At 47.1% G+C, this 16,853-nt stretch carries 13 protein-coding genes; 8 read left to right on the top strand and 5 right to left on the bottom strand.

Annotated elements, in window-relative coordinates; translation table 11 throughout:
* The first annotated feature begins 10 nt into the window (after nucleotides 1-10).
* Complete coding sequence (locus NDI35_RS25650; protein ID WP_445315187.1) at nucleotides 11-580, top strand: pseudouridine synthase; 570 nt, start codon at nucleotides 11-13, stop codon at nucleotides 578-580.
* A 54-nt stretch (nucleotides 581-634) separates the two neighbouring features.
* Here NDI35_RS25650 and NDI35_RS25645 read toward each other — a convergent pair whose 3' ends face one another.
* Complete coding sequence (locus tag NDI35_RS25645; RefSeq protein WP_445315186.1) at nucleotides 635-1,480, bottom strand: hypothetical protein; 846 nt, start codon at nucleotides 1,478-1,480, stop codon at nucleotides 635-637.
* A gap of 195 nt (nucleotides 1,481-1,675) precedes the next feature.
* Between NDI35_RS25645 and ctpB the strand changes: the two genes are divergently transcribed.
* Nucleotides 1,676-2,995, top strand: a complete 1,320-nt coding sequence (ctpB, locus tag NDI35_RS25640) for a carboxyl-terminal processing protease CtpB (protein WP_445315185.1) — start codon at nucleotides 1,676-1,678, stop codon at nucleotides 2,993-2,995.
* 309 nt (nucleotides 2,996-3,304) lie between these two features.
* Here the strand turns inward: ctpB and NDI35_RS25635 are convergent, their stop codons facing one another.
* Together NDI35_RS25635 and NDI35_RS25630 are read right to left on the bottom strand one after the other, a co-directional pair.
* A complete protein-coding gene (locus tag NDI35_RS25635; protein WP_190693504.1) occupies nucleotides 3,305-3,742 on the bottom strand; it encodes a VOC family protein in 438 nt (145 codons plus the stop codon).
* Nucleotides 3,743-3,936: 194 nt separating this feature from the next.
* On the bottom strand, nucleotides 3,937-4,446 hold the full coding sequence (locus tag NDI35_RS25630) for a TIGR02652 family protein (protein ID WP_006631343.1): 510 nt from the start codon (nucleotides 4,444-4,446) through the stop codon (nucleotides 3,937-3,939).
* A gap of 106 nt (nucleotides 4,447-4,552) precedes the next feature.
* On the opposite strand from NDI35_RS25630, the gene NDI35_RS25625 reads away from it, so the two are divergent.
* The 4 genes from NDI35_RS25625 to NDI35_RS25610 all read left to right on the top strand — a co-directional run bounded on the left by NDI35_RS25625 (nucleotide 4,553) and on the right by NDI35_RS25610 (nucleotide 10,162).
* Entirely contained in the window at nucleotides 4,553-5,098 is a 546-nt protein-coding gene (locus NDI35_RS25625; protein WP_445315184.1) for a gamma carbonic anhydrase family protein, read from the top strand.
* 41 nt (nucleotides 5,099-5,139) lie between these two features.
* Nucleotides 5,140-5,745 (top strand): Uma2 family endonuclease, encoded by a 606-nt coding sequence (locus NDI35_RS25620; protein WP_445315183.1) that lies wholly within the window; start codon nucleotides 5,140-5,142, stop codon nucleotides 5,743-5,745.
* 190 nt (nucleotides 5,746-5,935) lie between these two features.
* Nucleotides 5,936-8,416 carry a GH116 family glycosyl hydrolase gene (locus NDI35_RS25615; protein WP_445315182.1) on the top strand — a complete coding sequence of 827 codons (2,481 nt, stop codon included), beginning with the start codon at nucleotides 5,936-5,938 and terminating at the stop codon, nucleotides 8,414-8,416.
* Nucleotides 8,417-8,734: 318 nt separating this feature from the next.
* Nucleotides 8,735-10,162 (top strand): protein adenylyltransferase SelO, encoded by a 1,428-nt coding sequence (locus tag NDI35_RS25610; protein WP_445315181.1) that lies wholly within the window; start codon nucleotides 8,735-8,737, stop codon nucleotides 10,160-10,162.
* Nucleotides 10,163-10,263: 101 nt separating this feature from the next.
* Here the strand turns inward: NDI35_RS25610 and NDI35_RS25605 are convergent, their stop codons facing one another.
* Together NDI35_RS25605 and NDI35_RS25600 are read right to left on the bottom strand one after the other, a co-directional pair.
* Nucleotides 10,264-12,453 carry a tetratricopeptide repeat protein gene (locus tag NDI35_RS25605; protein ID WP_445315196.1) on the bottom strand — a complete coding sequence of 730 codons (2,190 nt, stop codon included), beginning with the start codon at nucleotides 12,451-12,453 and terminating at the stop codon, nucleotides 10,264-10,266.
* Between the two features lie 174 nt (nucleotides 12,454-12,627).
* Nucleotides 12,628-14,826, bottom strand: a complete 2,199-nt coding sequence (locus NDI35_RS25600) for a tetratricopeptide repeat protein (protein ID WP_445315180.1) — start codon at nucleotides 14,824-14,826, stop codon at nucleotides 12,628-12,630.
* A gap of 365 nt (nucleotides 14,827-15,191) precedes the next feature.
* On the opposite strand from NDI35_RS25600, the gene NDI35_RS25595 reads away from it, so the two are divergent.
* Nucleotides 15,192-15,401, top strand: coding sequence for a hypothetical protein (locus tag NDI35_RS25595; protein ID WP_445315179.1), 210 nt, complete (start codon nucleotides 15,192-15,194; stop codon nucleotides 15,399-15,401).
* A gap of 50 nt (nucleotides 15,402-15,451) precedes the next feature.
* On the top strand, nucleotides 15,452-16,837 hold the full coding sequence (gene mnmE / locus NDI35_RS25590; protein WP_445315178.1) for a tRNA uridine-5-carboxymethylaminomethyl(34) synthesis GTPase MnmE: 1,386 nt from the start codon (nucleotides 15,452-15,454) through the stop codon (nucleotides 16,835-16,837).
* Nucleotides 16,838-16,853 lie beyond the last annotated feature (16 nt).

Below are 16,853 nucleotides of genomic sequence, written 5' to 3'. Positions count from 1 at the left end.
TTAATTGCTTATGCCCTATCGCTACATTCTATTTTACAAACCCTACGACGTTTTAACTCAATTCACTGACAACTCCAGCGAAACTAAACGCAGCACTCTCAAAGACTATATTCCTATTCCTAACATTTATGCAGTAGGAAGGCTCGATCGCGATAGTGAAGGTTTGTTGCTGCTAACCGATGACGGACAAATGCAGCACCGCCTCAGTGACCCGAAATTCGCTCATCCCCGCACTTACTGGGTGCAAGTGGAACGAATTCCCGATGCAAGTGCGATCGCCGCTTTGCAGACAGGTGTCACAATTCAAGATTATCGGACTCGATCGGCAAAAGTGCAATTATTGTTAGAAGAACCCGCTTTGCCGCCCCGCGAACCGCCGATTCGATTTCGCAAAAACGTGCCGACAGCTTGGCTGGAAATGACTCTCACAGAAGGCAGGAACCGCCAAGTGCGCCGAATGACCGCAGCAGTGGGGTTTCCGACGCTGCGGCTAGTCAGATGTGCGATCGGGCCTTTGCGTCTGGAAGGTTTAAAACCCGGTGAATGGCGCGAACTAACTCAAGCCGATTTTAGATTTTAGATTTTAGATTGGAGAATTAAAGTCAACAGTCAACCGTCAACAGTCAACCGTCAACTACTTTCGAGGCGGCAAAATAAAGCTCTCGTTTCCATCCTTATCTTTTTGCACCTGAGCTCCCAACTTGACAAGAGCTTGTTTCGCCCTTTGACGCACCACCTTATCAGTTGTTTGAGCATAAACCGTGCTCCAAGCAGTAAATCGCACCGGCACGCTATCGGGATCTCGGCGTAAATACTCAGCAGTTGCTCGAAACATCGGCGCCAATTTCGGCCCTTCCGGGCTTCCTTCCACCCAATCAGCGGCCATTTCGTGGGAGCGAATTGAGTCGGGAATATCCCCCAACAGCAGCAACTCATCAAGACCTTTAGTTCGCCACACTATCCAGGATTGGGAATGAAGTTGCGGCGAAACGGCAAGGGCCCTAGTACCACGCTCTATAAAGTTAACAGCAGTTTCAGGCTTTCCCTGATAAAAAGAAATAGCTGTGGAAAGAAACAGGTAGATGTCCGCCCACCGCGGGTCGCGCTGCGTAACTATGTCAAAATAATCTTGGCTCAGATCGTAACCCGTCACATCTCGGGCTTCGTCGTCGCCAAAATACTGCAAAAATTTAAGAAATGTCCAATCTGCAATTAAATTATCAAATCCAAAACTAGGGATAGTTTTGAGCATTTTTAGCCGCAAGGCTTCTTGCTGCGCCTCTTGCTGTGCGGCTTGCTTGAAACTGGCAGCAGACATTGCAGAGAGTGGCTTTTGCCCTTGAACGCGAACTGGGGACATTCCGCCCAACTGCCCGCTAGACTGCATGGTAACGACCCCCGCCAGCGCTGCTAGACCGATAGCTCCATTAACGAGCAGGCTCAACCACTTACGCGAAAATTTTTCGATTTTAGCTTCCACGGCACTTTTAAATCCAAGTTTTAAATTAAGTTTATTGAAAGAGAGTAATAATTGGTTGGCGATCGACAATAAATCTCGTTAAACTGTCCAAAGGGATGGTGGAGCCTCCACACAATAGTTTAAGTAGTAGTGTGAGATTTTTTAGCAATATAAAATCTCAAATCAAAAATCTAAAATCGAATTGAGCCAAATTCAATGAATCAAGCCCGCAGACGCTTTTCTAAATTACAGGCAGCCCTGTTCAGTGGGGCGATGGCAACAACCGCTTCGATATCTTTACTCGTTCCCGGCCTGAGCCAATCAGTCCGCGCCGAGCTTCAAGATAGCCCCAAAGCTGTCTTAGACGAAGCTTGGCAAATTGTCAACCGAGAGTATGTTGATGGCAGCTTTAACAAGACTGACTGGCAATTGACCCGCCAAGAACTGTTGAGCAAAAACTATACCTCTCGCGAAGCTGCTTACACCGCTCTCCGTAAAGCCCTAGAGAAATTAAACGACCAGTACACGCGCTTCATGGACCCGAAGCAGTACGAAGCCCTGACGAATCAAACCTCTGGGGAACTGACAGGGGTGGGGATGAGGCTGGAAGAAGACGAGAAAACGAAAGCGATTAGGGTAGTCGAGCCGATGGAAAATTCGCCGGCCCTGAAGGCAGGGATTCTAGCGGGCGATACGATTTTGGTGATTGACGGCAAAACTACCAAAGGCATGACTGTATCGGATGCGGCTCAGGTAATTCGGGGCGACGAAGGTACGAAAGTCACGCTGCGAATTGTTCGTGAGGGCAAAAGCGAGTTTGATATCACTCTGACTAGGGCGAGAATTGAGGTAGCAGCGGTTCGCTACAGCCTCAAGAATGAAGGCGGTCAGAATGTCGGTTACATCCGTTTGCAAGAGTTTAGCTCCCACGCGGGCGAACAAATGCAGGCAGCGATTAAAAAGCTCTCGGATCAGAAAGCTGACGCTTTTGTGTTGGATTTGCGGGGCAATCCCGGTGGTTTGCTGCGAGTGAGCATTGATATCGCTCGGATGTGGATGGATACAGGGGCGATCGTCCGCACAGTCGATCGCGCGGGCGATTCTCAGGAAATGAAGGCAAATCGCACTGCGCTCACTGACAAGCCTTTGGTGGTGCTGGTGGACGACAACTCGGCCAGCGCCAGCGAGATTTTGGCAGGTGCTCTGAAGGACAACAAGCGCGCAACTGTGATGGGCGGCCAAACTTTTGGCAAAGCTTTGGTGCAGTCGGTGCATTCTTTGGCTGACGGTTCGGGATTGGCGGTGACGATCGCCCACTACTATACTCCCAACGGTATCGATATCAGCCAAAAGGGAGTTACTCCCGATATTAAGGTAGAAGTCACCGACGAACAAAAGCTGAAATTAGCTAACAAACCGATGTTGGTGGCGACTCAGGACGATCCTTGCTACGCGCAGGCGATCGCACTTTTGAAAACTACCGCTTCCTCGACCCGTCCCGTTGCTGCTAATGAGGTTGTTGTTCCTAAGAAGTAGTTGAAACCGTCAGTAGTTAACAATAAGCATGAAGATGAAACCCGCATCGGCGGGTTTTGTTTTTATTGATTAGTTATTGGTTATTAAGTAAATCAACCTAATTAAACGTAAGATACAGATGGCTAAAAAGTTTGCTCTATGAGCATTCTTCCTGCTTCCTGCTTCCTTCTTTTCTCTACTTAGTTATTGGTTAATTGAGTTCGTGATTAAAGCAAATTAGTGGGATGGGGATTTTTTAACTGCAGATATCAGCAGATGAACACAGATGCACGCTGATGGGATTTCTGAAGTGTTGCAACTCAGACTTAATTAGCTATTCATCCGCCGGATAAACTCTAAGGGCAAACCGTCTGTATCGGCAATAAAAGCTACTTCGTAAACATTTTGCCCGATCGCCTGTTGAGTCGGTTCTAATAAAACTTTCAAAGCTTGAAACTGGTTTGGTTGGTCTTTAGCAGCTTCCTCAAACCGATCTTTCAGAGACTGCAACCAGCTAGGCAAGTCAGTTGTCGCTTCAGTTAAATCGAAAGATAAATGATAATATCCAACATAATGCTCGTCTCCGAAAGCATCCGGTGCGGGTTTTGGTTCCGGGATTTGAATTAGTTCGATGCGTCCGTTGAGACCTTCCATCCAACAGGCCAGGGTGTAACCTGTGGTAAAGCGATCGCTCACAGTAAATCCCAACTGTTCGTAAAAGGCGATCGCCCGGTGAATGTTAGCAGTGCGAATCGAGGCGTGGTGCATTCGATTTTAGATTTTAGATTTTAGATTTTAGATTTTAGAAGGGAAGTAGGAATTCCGGCTTGGGACTTTAGATTTTAGAGGGTAAATTCGGAATTCGGAATTAAAAACGGTCGCCTCTTTAGCGCGAAAGCAATAGAACCTTCTTCCCTTTTCCCTCTTCCTTCTTCCCTCTTCCCTCTTCCTTCTTCCTTCACTTATTCAAACAACCGAAAATAGGGATATCTAATCGGAACTCCCGGCTCTTTTTCCAAATCAAAATTAATCACTTCCCAGCAAGGGTCCTCTTGGGGATCGGGGCTAAAATCCACAGGCAAACCGTACAGCCTCGGCCGCGGCGATTCCGACTGACCGCGCCAAGGCGTGCTGCGTTCCAAATAAGCGCTGATTAAGTCCCGATAGCGTTGGGCAACGATCACGCGAGTTGCTCGGTAGCCTTGAGTATACAGTCGATCGAGCGCTTCGTGAATTTCAAACCGAATCCCGTCCGGGTGGGTGTGCTGGCGATACCATTCATTCTCCCAGCGGCGCCAGTGCCGCCCAGACTGAAGGTGAACCAGTTCCCCCGTTTTTGGATCTGCCTCAAATGCCCCGTGACGCGGACACAAATAGGTATCCGTTAGCGTTAGAGCCGGAATTGTTTGGCGACAGTGGGGACACTGAATTTCCGGGCCAAACATCGGGTATTGCAAGGCAACTTCAATCATTTATTTGCGTCCCAGCATATTTTCTCTGCAAAAGTGCCAAATACTTTTATTATATCCCGTATGAACAACCAGCTAATCTGCTAGAAGTATAACGATCGACCAACAAATGAGCAATCTCAACGAATCTCTGTCTGCACTTCCTTCCTATTGGCCAAGACCTGATCTATCCCAAGCGGCTTTTGTCGCTGAAGGCGCTGTTGTCATCGGCAGGGTAGAGGTGGCTGCGGGCGCTAGTATCTGGTACGGGGCGGTGGTGCGGGCGGATGTAGAGCGAATTGCGATCGGCTCAAGTACCAATATCCAAGATGGAGCAATTCTGCACGGCGATCCTGGGAAACCTACGGTTTTGGAAGATTTCGTGACAGTGGGACACCGAGCTGTGATTCACTCAGCTTACATTGAACGGGGCTGCCTGATCGGGATTGGGGCGATCGTCCTCGATGGAGTCAGGGTGGGAACAGGCTCTATCGTGGGTGCAGGGGCGGTTGTCACCAAGGACGTTCCCCCTCACACGCTAGTTGCGGGAGTGCCTGCCAAACGCCTGCGGGATGTCTCTGAGGAAGAAGCGGCGGAGTTGGTGGAACACGCTAAGCGTTACGAAAAGTTGGCTCTGGTTCACGCGGGGAAAGGTTCTGATTTGGGATTTGGTTAGTTGATACAATAAGATTTTTAGCAAAAAACTATTAGTTTCCAATGGCTTACACTGCGCCAAAAATCTTAACTTTTGAAACATTCCTCGATCAATATTGTGACAACTTCCGCTACGAGCTCGCTGACGGAGAATTAGTTGACATGGAACCAACAGGCCCCCACGAAACCGTCAGCGGTAAACTAGCAACTCAAATCGGCATCGCCATCGCAGCCGAAAAACTACCTTGGTTCATTCCCCGCACTTGTTTGATCCGTCCATTCTCAGATGCAGCTACTGCCCGCCGTCCTGATATTGTCGTATTAGATGAAACTGCTATTGTCAGCGAACCTCTTTGGGAAAGAGAACCTGTGATAACGCTGGGGCGATCTGTTAAATTGGTGGTAGAAGTAGTCAGCACTAATTGGGAAACCGATTACGCCAGAAAAGTTGAAGAATATGCTCTTTTAGGAATTGCCGAATATTGGATAGTTGATTATCGCGGATTGGGGGGCGTGGCTTTTATCGGTAAACCAAAACAACCTACTATCACCGTTTGCCAACTGATTGACCAAGATTACACCCAGCAGCAATTTCGCCTCGGTCAACCGATTATTTCTCCTCTGTTAAAAAGCTTGCAACTTCGCCTAGATGATATTCTGCCCCGTTAGGCGATCGTTGAACCGATTTGAGATTTGAGATTGGAGAATTGATGAATTCGGGAACGCTGAACCCAATTGGTTTAACTCAACAATAAAGAGTCAACAATAGTCGGAAATATCGGGATTCGTTTGCGCGAGAAAAGTTTAAACTTAAATAAAAAAATTTGTCAAGTCTCGATCGAGCGCTAAGATTAATCACATGAATAATGATCGCACATCCAATCCAAACATCCCCCCACAGGCATGGAAACGTCCCATCGGCCTCGGTTGGGAGAATCCCTATACAGTCCGCTACGCAAGCAATCTCGACGACGGGCCCTGGCACGGAATGCCTCTGGGCGGGTTCGGTGCCGGCTGCATCGGGCGATCGTCCCGCGGCGACTTCAACCTCTGGCACATTGACGGCGGCGAGCACATTTTTCGCAGTTTGCCCGCTTGTCAATTCAGCGTTTTTGAAGAAACTCAAGGCAAGAAACAAGCTTTCGCACTGTCCACTGAACCGCCTACCGATGGCAGTTTATCTAGTTGGAAATGGTATCCAAAAGAAGGAAGTTCGGCAACGGATTATGTAACGGATGTAACGGATGGAATTCTGAAGGCAGACGGAAGAAGGGAAGAAAAGGAAAAATTTCACTCTTCTGGGACTTATCATGCTTTGTATCCGCGCAGTTGGTTTGTTTATGAAAATGTGTTTGAGGCTAAATTAAGCTGCGAGCAATTTTCGCCAATTTTGCCGAACAATTATCAGGAAAGCAGTTACCCAGTTGCCATGTTTGAATGGGTGGCGCACAATCCTACAGATGCGCCGATTACTCTCAGCATCATGCTGACTTGGGAGAATATTGTTGGTTGGTTTACTAATGCCAACAAGTCACCGAAAGTGATGGTTCGAGATGATGGCAGTCCATTTTATGACTATCAACCCAGGTGGGGAGAAAGTGCCGGAAATTTAAATTTGTTGGTGGAAGATTTTCACCGAATCGGTTGCGTGATGACGCGGTTGACTGCTGAGGACGAACCGCAAGAGGGGGATGGACAATGGGCGATCGCAACTATTACTAATCCGGCGGTCGAAGTATTCTATCAAACTCGCTGGAACCCGGCGGGGAATGGCGAGGATATTTGGCGGAACTTTTCTGCTGAAGGTTTCTTGTTGGATGACAGAGACGAGACAGCCGCAGCCACAGGAGAACAGTTGGCTTGTGCGATCGCAGTTCGCTTTACTCTTCGACCGGGAAAAACGCGCAAAATCCCCTTTATTATAGCTTGGGATTTGCCCGTTACTGAGTTTGCATCGGGAGTTTGGTACTACCGCCGCTATACGGATTTCTTCGGCCGCAACGGCAAAAATGCTTGGCCGATTATTCGCACTGCAATGAAGCATTCCGATACTTGGCGCGAAAATATTGAAGCTTGGCAAAAACCCATTTTAGAACGGAAAGATTTGTCAGACAGTTTTAAAATGGCGCTGTTTAATGAGTTATACGCCCTGACAGACGGCGGTACTCTGTGGAGTGCGGCTGACGAACGCGATCCCAAGGGCCAATTTGCGGTTTTGGAGTGCATTGATTACCGCTGGTACGAAAGTTTGGACGTGCGGCTTTACGGTTCTTTTGCTTTGTTGATGCTGTGGCCGGATTTGGAAAAGTCGGTGGTTTTAGCGTTCGCTAGGGCAATTTCTGCCGGAGACGATACGCCGAGAATTATTGGCTGGAATCAAGCTTCGGCTATTAGAAAAGCTGTGGGGGCGACGCCGCACGATTTGGGTGCTCCTAACGAACATCCTTGGGAGAAAACGAATTATACTAGCTATCAAGATTGCAATTTGTGGAAGGATTTGCCGTGCGATTTTGTGTTGCAGGTTTATCGGGATTTCCTATTGACTGGCGGCACAGATTGCGAGTTTTTGCAAGAGTGTTGGCCGGCAATAGTTGAGGCTTTGGCTTATCTGAAAACTTTTGATGAGGATGGGGACGGAATTCCTGAGAATTCGGGAGCACCGGATCAGACGTTTGATGACTGGCAAATGCGGGGGATAAGTGCGTATTGCGGGGGTTTGTGGTTGGCGGCGCTGGAGGCTGCGATCGCGATCGGCGAAATCTTAGAAGATGCAGCACCGGAGATAATTCCTAACCCTCCAGCAAAGATAGCATTATATCACAGTTGGCTGCTACAAGCAAGACCGAGCTATCAAGAAAAACTGTGGAACGGTCAATATTATCGTTTGGACAGCGAGAGTAATTCCGAAGTGGTGATGGCAGACCAATTGTGCGGTCAATTTTACGCGAAGCTGTTAGGATTACCGGATATTGTGCCGCCAGAATGTGCAGCCAGCGCTTTAGAAACTGTGTACGATTCTTGCTTTTTGAAGTTCAATGAGGGCGAGTTCGGTGCGGCAAATGGGGTGATGCTGAACGGTTCGCCTGAAAATCCGAATGCGACTCATCCTTTGGAAGTTTGGACGGGGATTAATTTTGGGTTGGCTGCTTTTTTGGTACAGATGGGGATGGAGGAGAAAGCTTTTAAATTGACGGATGCGGTGGTGAAGCAGATTTATGAGAATGGGTTGCAGTTTCGCACGCCGGAAGCGATTACGGCGGGGGGGACTTTTCGGGCGAGTCACTATTTGCGGGCGATGGCAATTTGGGCAATTTACGGGGTGTTGACCAATTTTAAATAGGGAAAAAGGTATATTAGCTGGTGAATCCGACTAAAATTTAAGCCTTAAACTCCCTTTTTAGCCAGGAAAACGGTTAATTTAACTCTCACTAAAATTGACAGTAAAAATTTTTAGCCTTCGAGGAAAACATTAATCTTTCATGCTCAAACTTTAGCTTGGTTAAAATTTGAGCATGAAAAAGCCCGGAGATGGGAGGGGATCGAACTCGGCTATAAACGAGAGAGAAAAAAGGTCTGAGGCAATTGTGGCACCAATGCAGTCCGCACCTTACTTGTATATAATTTGGAGCGATCGCCAATTTCAAGATAAAATAGAAAAATGTCAAATCCTTTGCTTTCCCTCAACTACGAACCAGCCCTCGAGTCCCTCGGCGGCGACTATTTTGATGAAGTCACTGCGGCCGATTTTCCGCAGCATATTCTCCGCTTCCGCAATGACCAATTATTGCCGACATTGGGTTTAGACCCCGCACAAGTAACTGACCAACATTTCATCGAAGCGTTCGGCGAATTTCACTGCGTCCGCCCTTTTTTGGCACTTCGCTATCACGGCTATCAATTCAACACATACAACCCGAATTTAGGCGACGGTAGAGGCTTCTTATACGGCCAAGTTCGCGGGACTGACGGCAGACTTTACGACTTCGGCACTAAAGGTTCCGGCCGCACTCCGTACTCGCGGGGCGGTGACGGTAGACTCACTCTCAAAGGAGGAATTCGCGAAGTTTTAGCCGCCGAAGCTTTGCACCGGTTGGGAGTTCGGACATCTCGGTGTTTTAGTTTAGTTGAAACGGGCGAGGCTTTGTGGCGGGGCGATGAACCATCACCCACGCGATCGTCCGTAATGGTGCGTTTCAGTCATTCTCACATCCGGTTTGGAACTTTTGAAAGGTTGCACTATATCCGCAGGCCGGATTTAACTAAAAAACTTTTAGATTTTGTTATTGAGTATTACTATCCAGAACTGCATTTAGAAGCAAGTAATGCGGGTGTTTCGTCGGTCGAAAAATATGCGCTATTTTATGCAGATTTAGTCAAGCGAGTAGCTGAATTAGTCGCTCAGTGGATGGCAGCAGGATTTTGCCAGGCCGTGCTGAATACTGATAATATGTCGATTACGGGAGAAAGTTTCGATTACGGGCCTTTCGCTTTTATCCCAACTTACAAGCCGGAATTTACAGCAGCTTATTTTGACTATTCGGGTCTTTATTGTTACGGGAATCAACCGTTGATTTGTAGGGACAATTTAGAGAAACTCCAGGAACCTCTAGCAGCGGCGATTCCTCAAGCTGATATGGATGCGGGTTTGGCAAAGTTTGGCGATTATTATAATGCAGCTTATCGGCAGTTGATGCTCAATAGATTGGGATTTGAGGATTTGCCAGAGGCGGAGGGAGATGAGTTGTTGAAGGTGACAATTAAAATGCTGGCGGAGTCTCAAGTTGAGTATCACGATTTCTTTTTTGAACTGCGAAGACAGTTCGATCGCACTTGGCGAGATGATGCTAGTCTAATTTTTGCTGAGGCGGAACCGGCGGAATTGATAGCACCTTGGCGGCAGTTTTATTATCACGTTTTGCAAAGTTTGTCGGCGGATGATATGGACAAAATGGCGGACTGTTTGCGGAGGCACAATCCCGAACAATCGCTGTTGAGACCGACGATTGAGGCTGTTTGGGAGTCCATAGCTATTGAGGATAATTGGCAACCATTTTATGAATTGGTTAAGCGACTTCAAAACTCTTAAAGGGAATTGGGCAGGGGGCATTGTTGACTGTTGACTGTTGACTGTTGACTGTTGACTGTTGACTAACAACTAACAACTAACAACTAACAACTAACAACTGACTACTTGAGCTTTTCAATCTCAAATTGTGCATCTTTGTAGCCGCCAGTAAGTCCTTGATCGAGAAACATTTTGCCGGCTTTTTCTAAATCGCTAATTGCTCCTGCTTTGTCTCCCAAGGAGCGGCGAACCATGCCTCTACCGTAGTAAGCAGCAGCATAATTCGGACTGATCCGAATAGCTTGCACGTAATCTGCGATCGCACTATTGTAATTCTTTAACTCCTGATAAATCTTAGCGCGATTGGCGTAAGCTTCAGCATTGTTGGGGTTGAACCCGATTGCTGCTGTAAAATCTGCGATCGCCCCCTGCGCGTCACCCCCTGCGCTGCGAGCTAAACCACGATTGTTAAAAGCATTAAAATCATTCGGATTCACTCTCAGCGCTTGAGTGCAATCGGCAATTGCTTTCGGATAATCCTTCAAATTTAAATAAGCAATGCAGCGATTGTTGTAAGGAACCCCATCCTCCTCGCTTAGCGAAATTGCCTGAGTGCAATCGTCAATTGCCGCTTGATGCGCTCCCAAATTCAACTGCGTGCTACAACGATTAGCGTAAGCATCTCCACTCTTGGGCTCGATCGCAATTACCTGAGAATAATCCGCCAACGCTCCCTGATAATCTCCTAGGTGAAAGCGAGCTCTCCCCCGACTGTAGAAAGCATCAACATTCTTAGCATCAAGTTTAATTGCCTCAGTATAATCTCCAATCCCCCCCTGCAAATCGCCGCTCCCAGCACGAGCCAACCCCCGGGAATGATAAGCTTTAACAAGGTTCGGCTGCAACCGAATTACTTCGTTAAAATCCTGAATAGCCATCTTGTAATCTTGCAGTTCTAAATAAGCAACTCCTCTTTCATAATATGTATCAGCATCCCTGGGCTGGAGATTCAAAGCTTGAGTGTAATCCTCAATCGCCCCGCGCTTGTCGTTAAAATCGTGACGGGCTAGGCCACGGTTAAAATAAGCCTGAACATATTTAGGATTGAGAGCGATCGCTTGAGAATAATCCGCAATTGCTTCTTGATACTTTTGTAAATCATAATTAGCATTGCCGCGCTGATAAAAACTCTCAGCATTTTTAGGATTCAATTGAATTGACTTATTAAAAGCCTGCAAAGCGGCCGCCGCATCTTGATTGCGAGACTTTTCCACTCCCTGTTCGTAATATTCCTTAGCTTTAAGCGGATTCGGGCGACTCCAATAACTAAACAGAAATATCAGAACTATCGCCGCCCCGACGCCCGCCAAAATCAGCAACCAAAATCGACTTCCCAAACGTGAATAAAAACTATCAGAAGACATTAAGCTGGGAGCAATACTTTTCTTGTGAGCCGTATTCACAGGATCTTGGCGGTGTCTCAACTTGCTGAGAGCTAGCAAAACTTCATCCGCAGATTGATAGCGCTTGGCAAATTGGTGACAGACCATTTTGTCAATGATATTGGCTAATCCCACAGAACATTGAGATCGGTTTCGCCACACAATTTCCCCCGTGTGAGAAGGACTCGGATCTTGCAATTTTGGCAAATCCGTACCGGGTAAACCAGTGATAGCTTGGACTGCCATCATCCCGACTGCATAGAGGTCACTGCTAAATTGCGGGTTGCCTTGAAATTGTTCGATCGGCATATAAGCCGGAGTTCCAGTAGCAATGGTGCGCGGAAATTCTGTATCGTACTCGCTGACATGACTCGCAACTTCTTTAACCGAACCGAAGTCAATTAAAACTAATTTGCCGTCTGGTTTGCGGCGGATTAAGTTGGAGGGATTAACATCGCGGTGAATCACTCCCTGAGAGTGTACGAAGGCGAGAACTTGTAACACTTCTTGCAACAGATCTAGCACTCGTTCTTCTCGCCAAGGTTGACCGGCCACAATTTCCCTATTTAGGGCGTGTCCGGGGACAAACTCTTCGACGAGGTAGAATTGATTGGCTTCTTCAAAATAAGCTAGTAAAAATGGAATTTGATCGTGTTTTCCCAGCTTTTCTAATATTTCTGCTTCTTGTTTAAATAAGCGATAAGCTGTTTTGAGAACGGTGGAAGTGTTGCTGGGAGGGCGCAGTTGTTTGACTACACATTGAGGGTGGCCCGGTCGGCGAGTATCGACAGCTAAATAAGTTTGTCCAAAAGCTCCTGAACTGAGAATTTGCACTACGCGATAACGCCTGTCTAAAAGTTGACCAACCATGTTCATATCTATAAGTGAGAATTGGTAACGGGGAGGTGGTAATTTGGAATTGGTAACGGGGAGTTGGTAACGAGAAGTTGGTAAGTGGGAATTGGTAATTGGGTCTTCTTGTTTCTTCCTTCTTCCTTCTCCCTTTTTTCTTCTTTTTTTAACATCTGAATGGTGACTAATATTTTATTTAGGGTCGTTGATTTGTGATTGTGCGTTTTGGAAACCATCGGCTCTTCCTTGTTCGAGAAAGAGGGTTGCAGCTTTCTGAAAATCTTCGATCGCCCCAGCACGGTCTTTGAGTTGGCGGCGGACGAGGCCTCGGCTGTAAAAAGCGCTAGCATTGTTGGGGTTGAGCCGCAGCGAGTGAGCGAAATCCTCAACCGCTAAAGGGTAATTTTTTAGTTCTGAGTAAATAGTACCGCGATTGCTGTAAGCTACTGCATCGCTAGGATTGAGTCGAATTGCTTGAGTAAAATCTTCTAAAGCTCCCTGCTTGTCTCCCGAAGCCGATCGAGCTAATCCTCGATTGCTGTATGCTTTGGCATTGTTGCCGTTGAGTCCGATCGTCAAACTGCAATCTTCGCTGGCCTTTTGAAATTGTTTTAAATTTAGATAAGCAATGCAGCGGTTGTTGTAAGCTGCTTCATCTTTTGGATCGAGGCGAATTCCTTCGGTGCAATCTGCAATCGCTTTATCGTAGGTGGCCAAATTCAAGTAAGCGCTGCACCGATTGGTATAAGCATCAGCGAGATCTGGTTGCAATTCGATCGCCTTAGTATAATCTTCCATCGCTCCTTGATAATCTGCCAGATTAAACCGTGCTCGACCACGACTGTAGTATACGCCAGCTTGTTTGGGGCTAATTTGAAGGGCTTGAGTAAAATCTGCCATTGCTCCTGTTTTGTCGCCTGCCGCCGATCGAGCTAAACCCCGATTGCTGTAAGCTGTAGCATCGTTGGGACTGAGCCGAATTGCTTGAGTGTAGTCTTCCATTGCCTGGGGGTAGTCGCCCAAATCGTAGTAGGCTAAACCCCGCTGAGAGTAAGCCTCACCGTCGCTGGGATGCAGTCGCACTACTTGGGTGAAATCTTCTACTGCCCCCCGCTTGTCCCCGATTTCGAGGCGGGCCATACCTCGATTGTACAGAGCTTTGGTGTGGCTAGGATTTACTTTAATTGCTTGCGTGTAATCCTGTATTGCTTGCTCGGTTGCGCCCATGTCGTAGCGAGCGTTTGCCCGCTTGTAGTAAGTTTCCGCATCGCTGGCATTCAGGGCGATCGCTTGAGTATAATCGGCGATCGCGCCTGTTGTGTCACCTTGCTGCGCCTTGTTAACACCGCGGGCTAACAATTCTTTTGACCTCGCCGGACTTTGACTCTGCCAAAAGTAAATTATCAGTGCCGTTAAGATTAAAGCTGCCGCTGTTGCAGCCAACAGCAGCAGTTTGGTTTGGCTTTGTCTTCGCGGTTGACTCCTAGGGTGCGTGATGATTGTGGCTGGCGGCGGCTCAACCTCCAATTTTACGGCGATTTGTTTGAGGTCTGCTAAAACTTCGGCCGCCTCCTGATAGCGTTCCTCGCAGTCAGGGCGCACCATTCGATCGATAATATCTGCTAGGGCAGGCGAACAAGTTGCTCGGTTTCGCCAGGGAATTTCGTTTTTGTTGTTTTTTAAGGCACTCAGTTCGTTGGGTGAGAGTCCCGTCACGGCAAGCTGGGCGATCGTACCTAGAGCGTAGATGTCGCTATTGTAACGGGGGTTGCCGTTCAATTGCTCGATCGGCACGTATAACTCCTGGGCCGCCAAATCCTGTTTTTTTGCCTCATGCCGTTTAACAGAATTCGGGGAAGTTTGCGACAACAAATGACAGTTAGCAAGTTCCGGGTTAATTTCTTTGTCTAAGCTAAAGTCTACCAATACAAATTTGCCGTCTGACTCGCGCCGGATCGCTCTGTCTGGTTGAATTCTGCGGTGAATGAAACCTTTATCGTGTATGAACAGCAAAATTTCTAATATTTCTGATAGCAGACAAATTACTTGGTCTTCATCCCAAGGTTGACCGGGTATTAATTCTTGACTTAAAGGTGAGCCGGCAATAAATTCTTCAATTAAGTATAAACTTTGATTTTCCTCAAAATACGCCAATAATTCGGGAATTTTGTCGTGTTTCCCCAATTTTTCAATTATTTCTGCGTTTCTTTGAAATAAAACTTTGACTAATTCTGGAGTTTGCGAACTTGTGCCGGGTAGCCGCATTTCTCTAACCGTGCATTGCGGATACCCCGGACGGTGAGTATCTGCTGCTAGATAAGTTTTTCCCACCTCACTTGAGTCTGTGACTTTAATGATGCGGTAACGTCTGTCTAGAAGTTGACCAATCATGCTTTGCCCTCTACCCTGTCAATGTTCCATTATCGCATGAAATCAGAATAGCCAAAATATTTGGCTGAGTAATTTAAGTTCGATCGAGCCCTGACTCCCACCCAAAAACAGATAGTTGCTTTCCGACAGGAGTCGTTAGCCTCCCAAAATTTTAGACCCCAGTTCAAGCTACCCGATTCATTTGTGAAGTCAATCTAAAATCTAAAATCTAAAATCGACTGACTGGACAAACGGGCGATCGGATTGGCTAGCCAAGTCCAGCGCGGTGACCACGCTCTTCTAATATCTTAGGAAAAAAATGCTGAAATTGTTTATCCTCTCAATGAAAACTGTATAATTTAACAACCGGGGCGGAGGTGACTCAAATGAAAGTACAACTGGTTGAATCTCTAATTCAATTTATCCGGTCTCTCGAAGCCTGCGAGCAATTAGCGATCGCAGGAAAAAGATTAAAACATCTCCCTTGCCCTTTGGCTCAGAAACTCGTGCAGCTTGCCCAAAAAGGCGGAAATTTAATTTTTTTGAATGACGAACCAGAGATTTATATCCTCGAATACCGAGAAGCAATTGCTTGATACTCAAAAACAGGAAATTGAGAGAACTTTTAAATGTGTGAACAATAAAAATGTCTGAATCATTAACAAAAGGAGGAACGATCACAGCGATCGCCACTGCCATAGTTCCCCAACAAGGCAGCGTCGGCATTGTGCGAGTTTCCGGTTCCGCAGCCTTAAAAATTGCCGAAACTCTCTTTCGCGCCCCAGGACGGCAAATATGGGAGTCTCACCGCATTCTTTACGGCCACATCCGCCGCCCCAAAACTGAAGAATTAGTCGATGAAGCTTTGCTGCTAATCATGAAAGCACCGCGTTCTTTTACTCGCGAAGATGTGGTGGAATTTCACTGTCACGGCGGTATTATGGCCGTGCAGCAAGTCTTGCAGTTGTGTTTGGAAAATGGGGCGAGATTGGCCCAGCCGGGAGAGTTTTCGCTGCGGGCTTTTTTGAACGGGAGGCTGGATTTAACTCAAGCTGAAAGTATTGCAGATTTGGTGGGAGCAAAATCGCCCGCTGCTGCACAAAGTGCTTTAGCTGGTTTGCAAGGAAAATTAGCGCAGCCAATTCGCAAATTGAGAACAACTTGTTTGGACGTGCTGGCAGAAATTGAGGCGAGAATTGATTTTGAGGAAGATTTGCCGCCTTTAGATGAAGCTAAAACTTCTTTGGAAATAAATCATGTTTTGGAGGAATTGTCAACAATTTTGGCAACCGCCGATCGCGGAGAATTGTTGAGAACCGGTTTGAAAGTAGCGATTGTCGGGCGGCCGAATGTGGGAAAATCGAGTTTGTTGAATGCGTGGAGTAAGAGCGATCGGGCGATCGTCACGGATTTGCCCGGTACGACGCGGGACGTGGTAGAATCGCAGCTAGTTGTGGCCGGCATTCCGGTGCAGGTGCTCGATACTGCAGGCATTCGAGAAACCGAAGACAAGGTAGAAAAAATTGGCGTTGAGCGATCGCGCGCAGCAGCAAAACAAGCCGATTTAGTGTTGTTGACAATTGACGCGGAATCTGGCTGGACAGAGGAAGATTTGGAAATTTACGAACAAGTAAAGCACCGCCAGCTAATTATAATTATCAACAAAATCGACCTAGTAAACACCATCCCTGAACTACCTTTTTCCTCTGAAACTCACCGTATAGTTACCGCAGCAGCAGCCCTCGATCGAGGCATAGAAGACTTAGAAACAGCAATTTTAGATGCTGTCAGCGGGGGAAATTTGCAAGCAGCAAACTCAGATATAGCCATCAACCAGCGGCAAGCAGCAGCCTTAACTAAAGCTAAAATGTCTCTAGAACAATGCACAGATACTATTAGCAACAAATTGCCTTTAGATTTCTGGACAATAGATTTGCGCGGTGCAATTCAAGCATTGGGGGAAGTTACGGGCGAAGAAGTGACCGAATCAGTGCTCGACAGAATATTTAGCAGGTTTTGCATTGGTAAATAGTCACTGGAGTTTAGAC

It is taken from the genome of Microcoleus vaginatus FACHB-2002 (assembly GCF_040004035.1).
Classification (GTDB): Bacteria; Cyanobacteriota; Cyanobacteriia; order Cyanobacteriales; family Microcoleaceae; genus Microcoleus; species Microcoleus vaginatus_C.
This window is presented reverse-complemented; position numbering and strand designations above follow the sequence as displayed.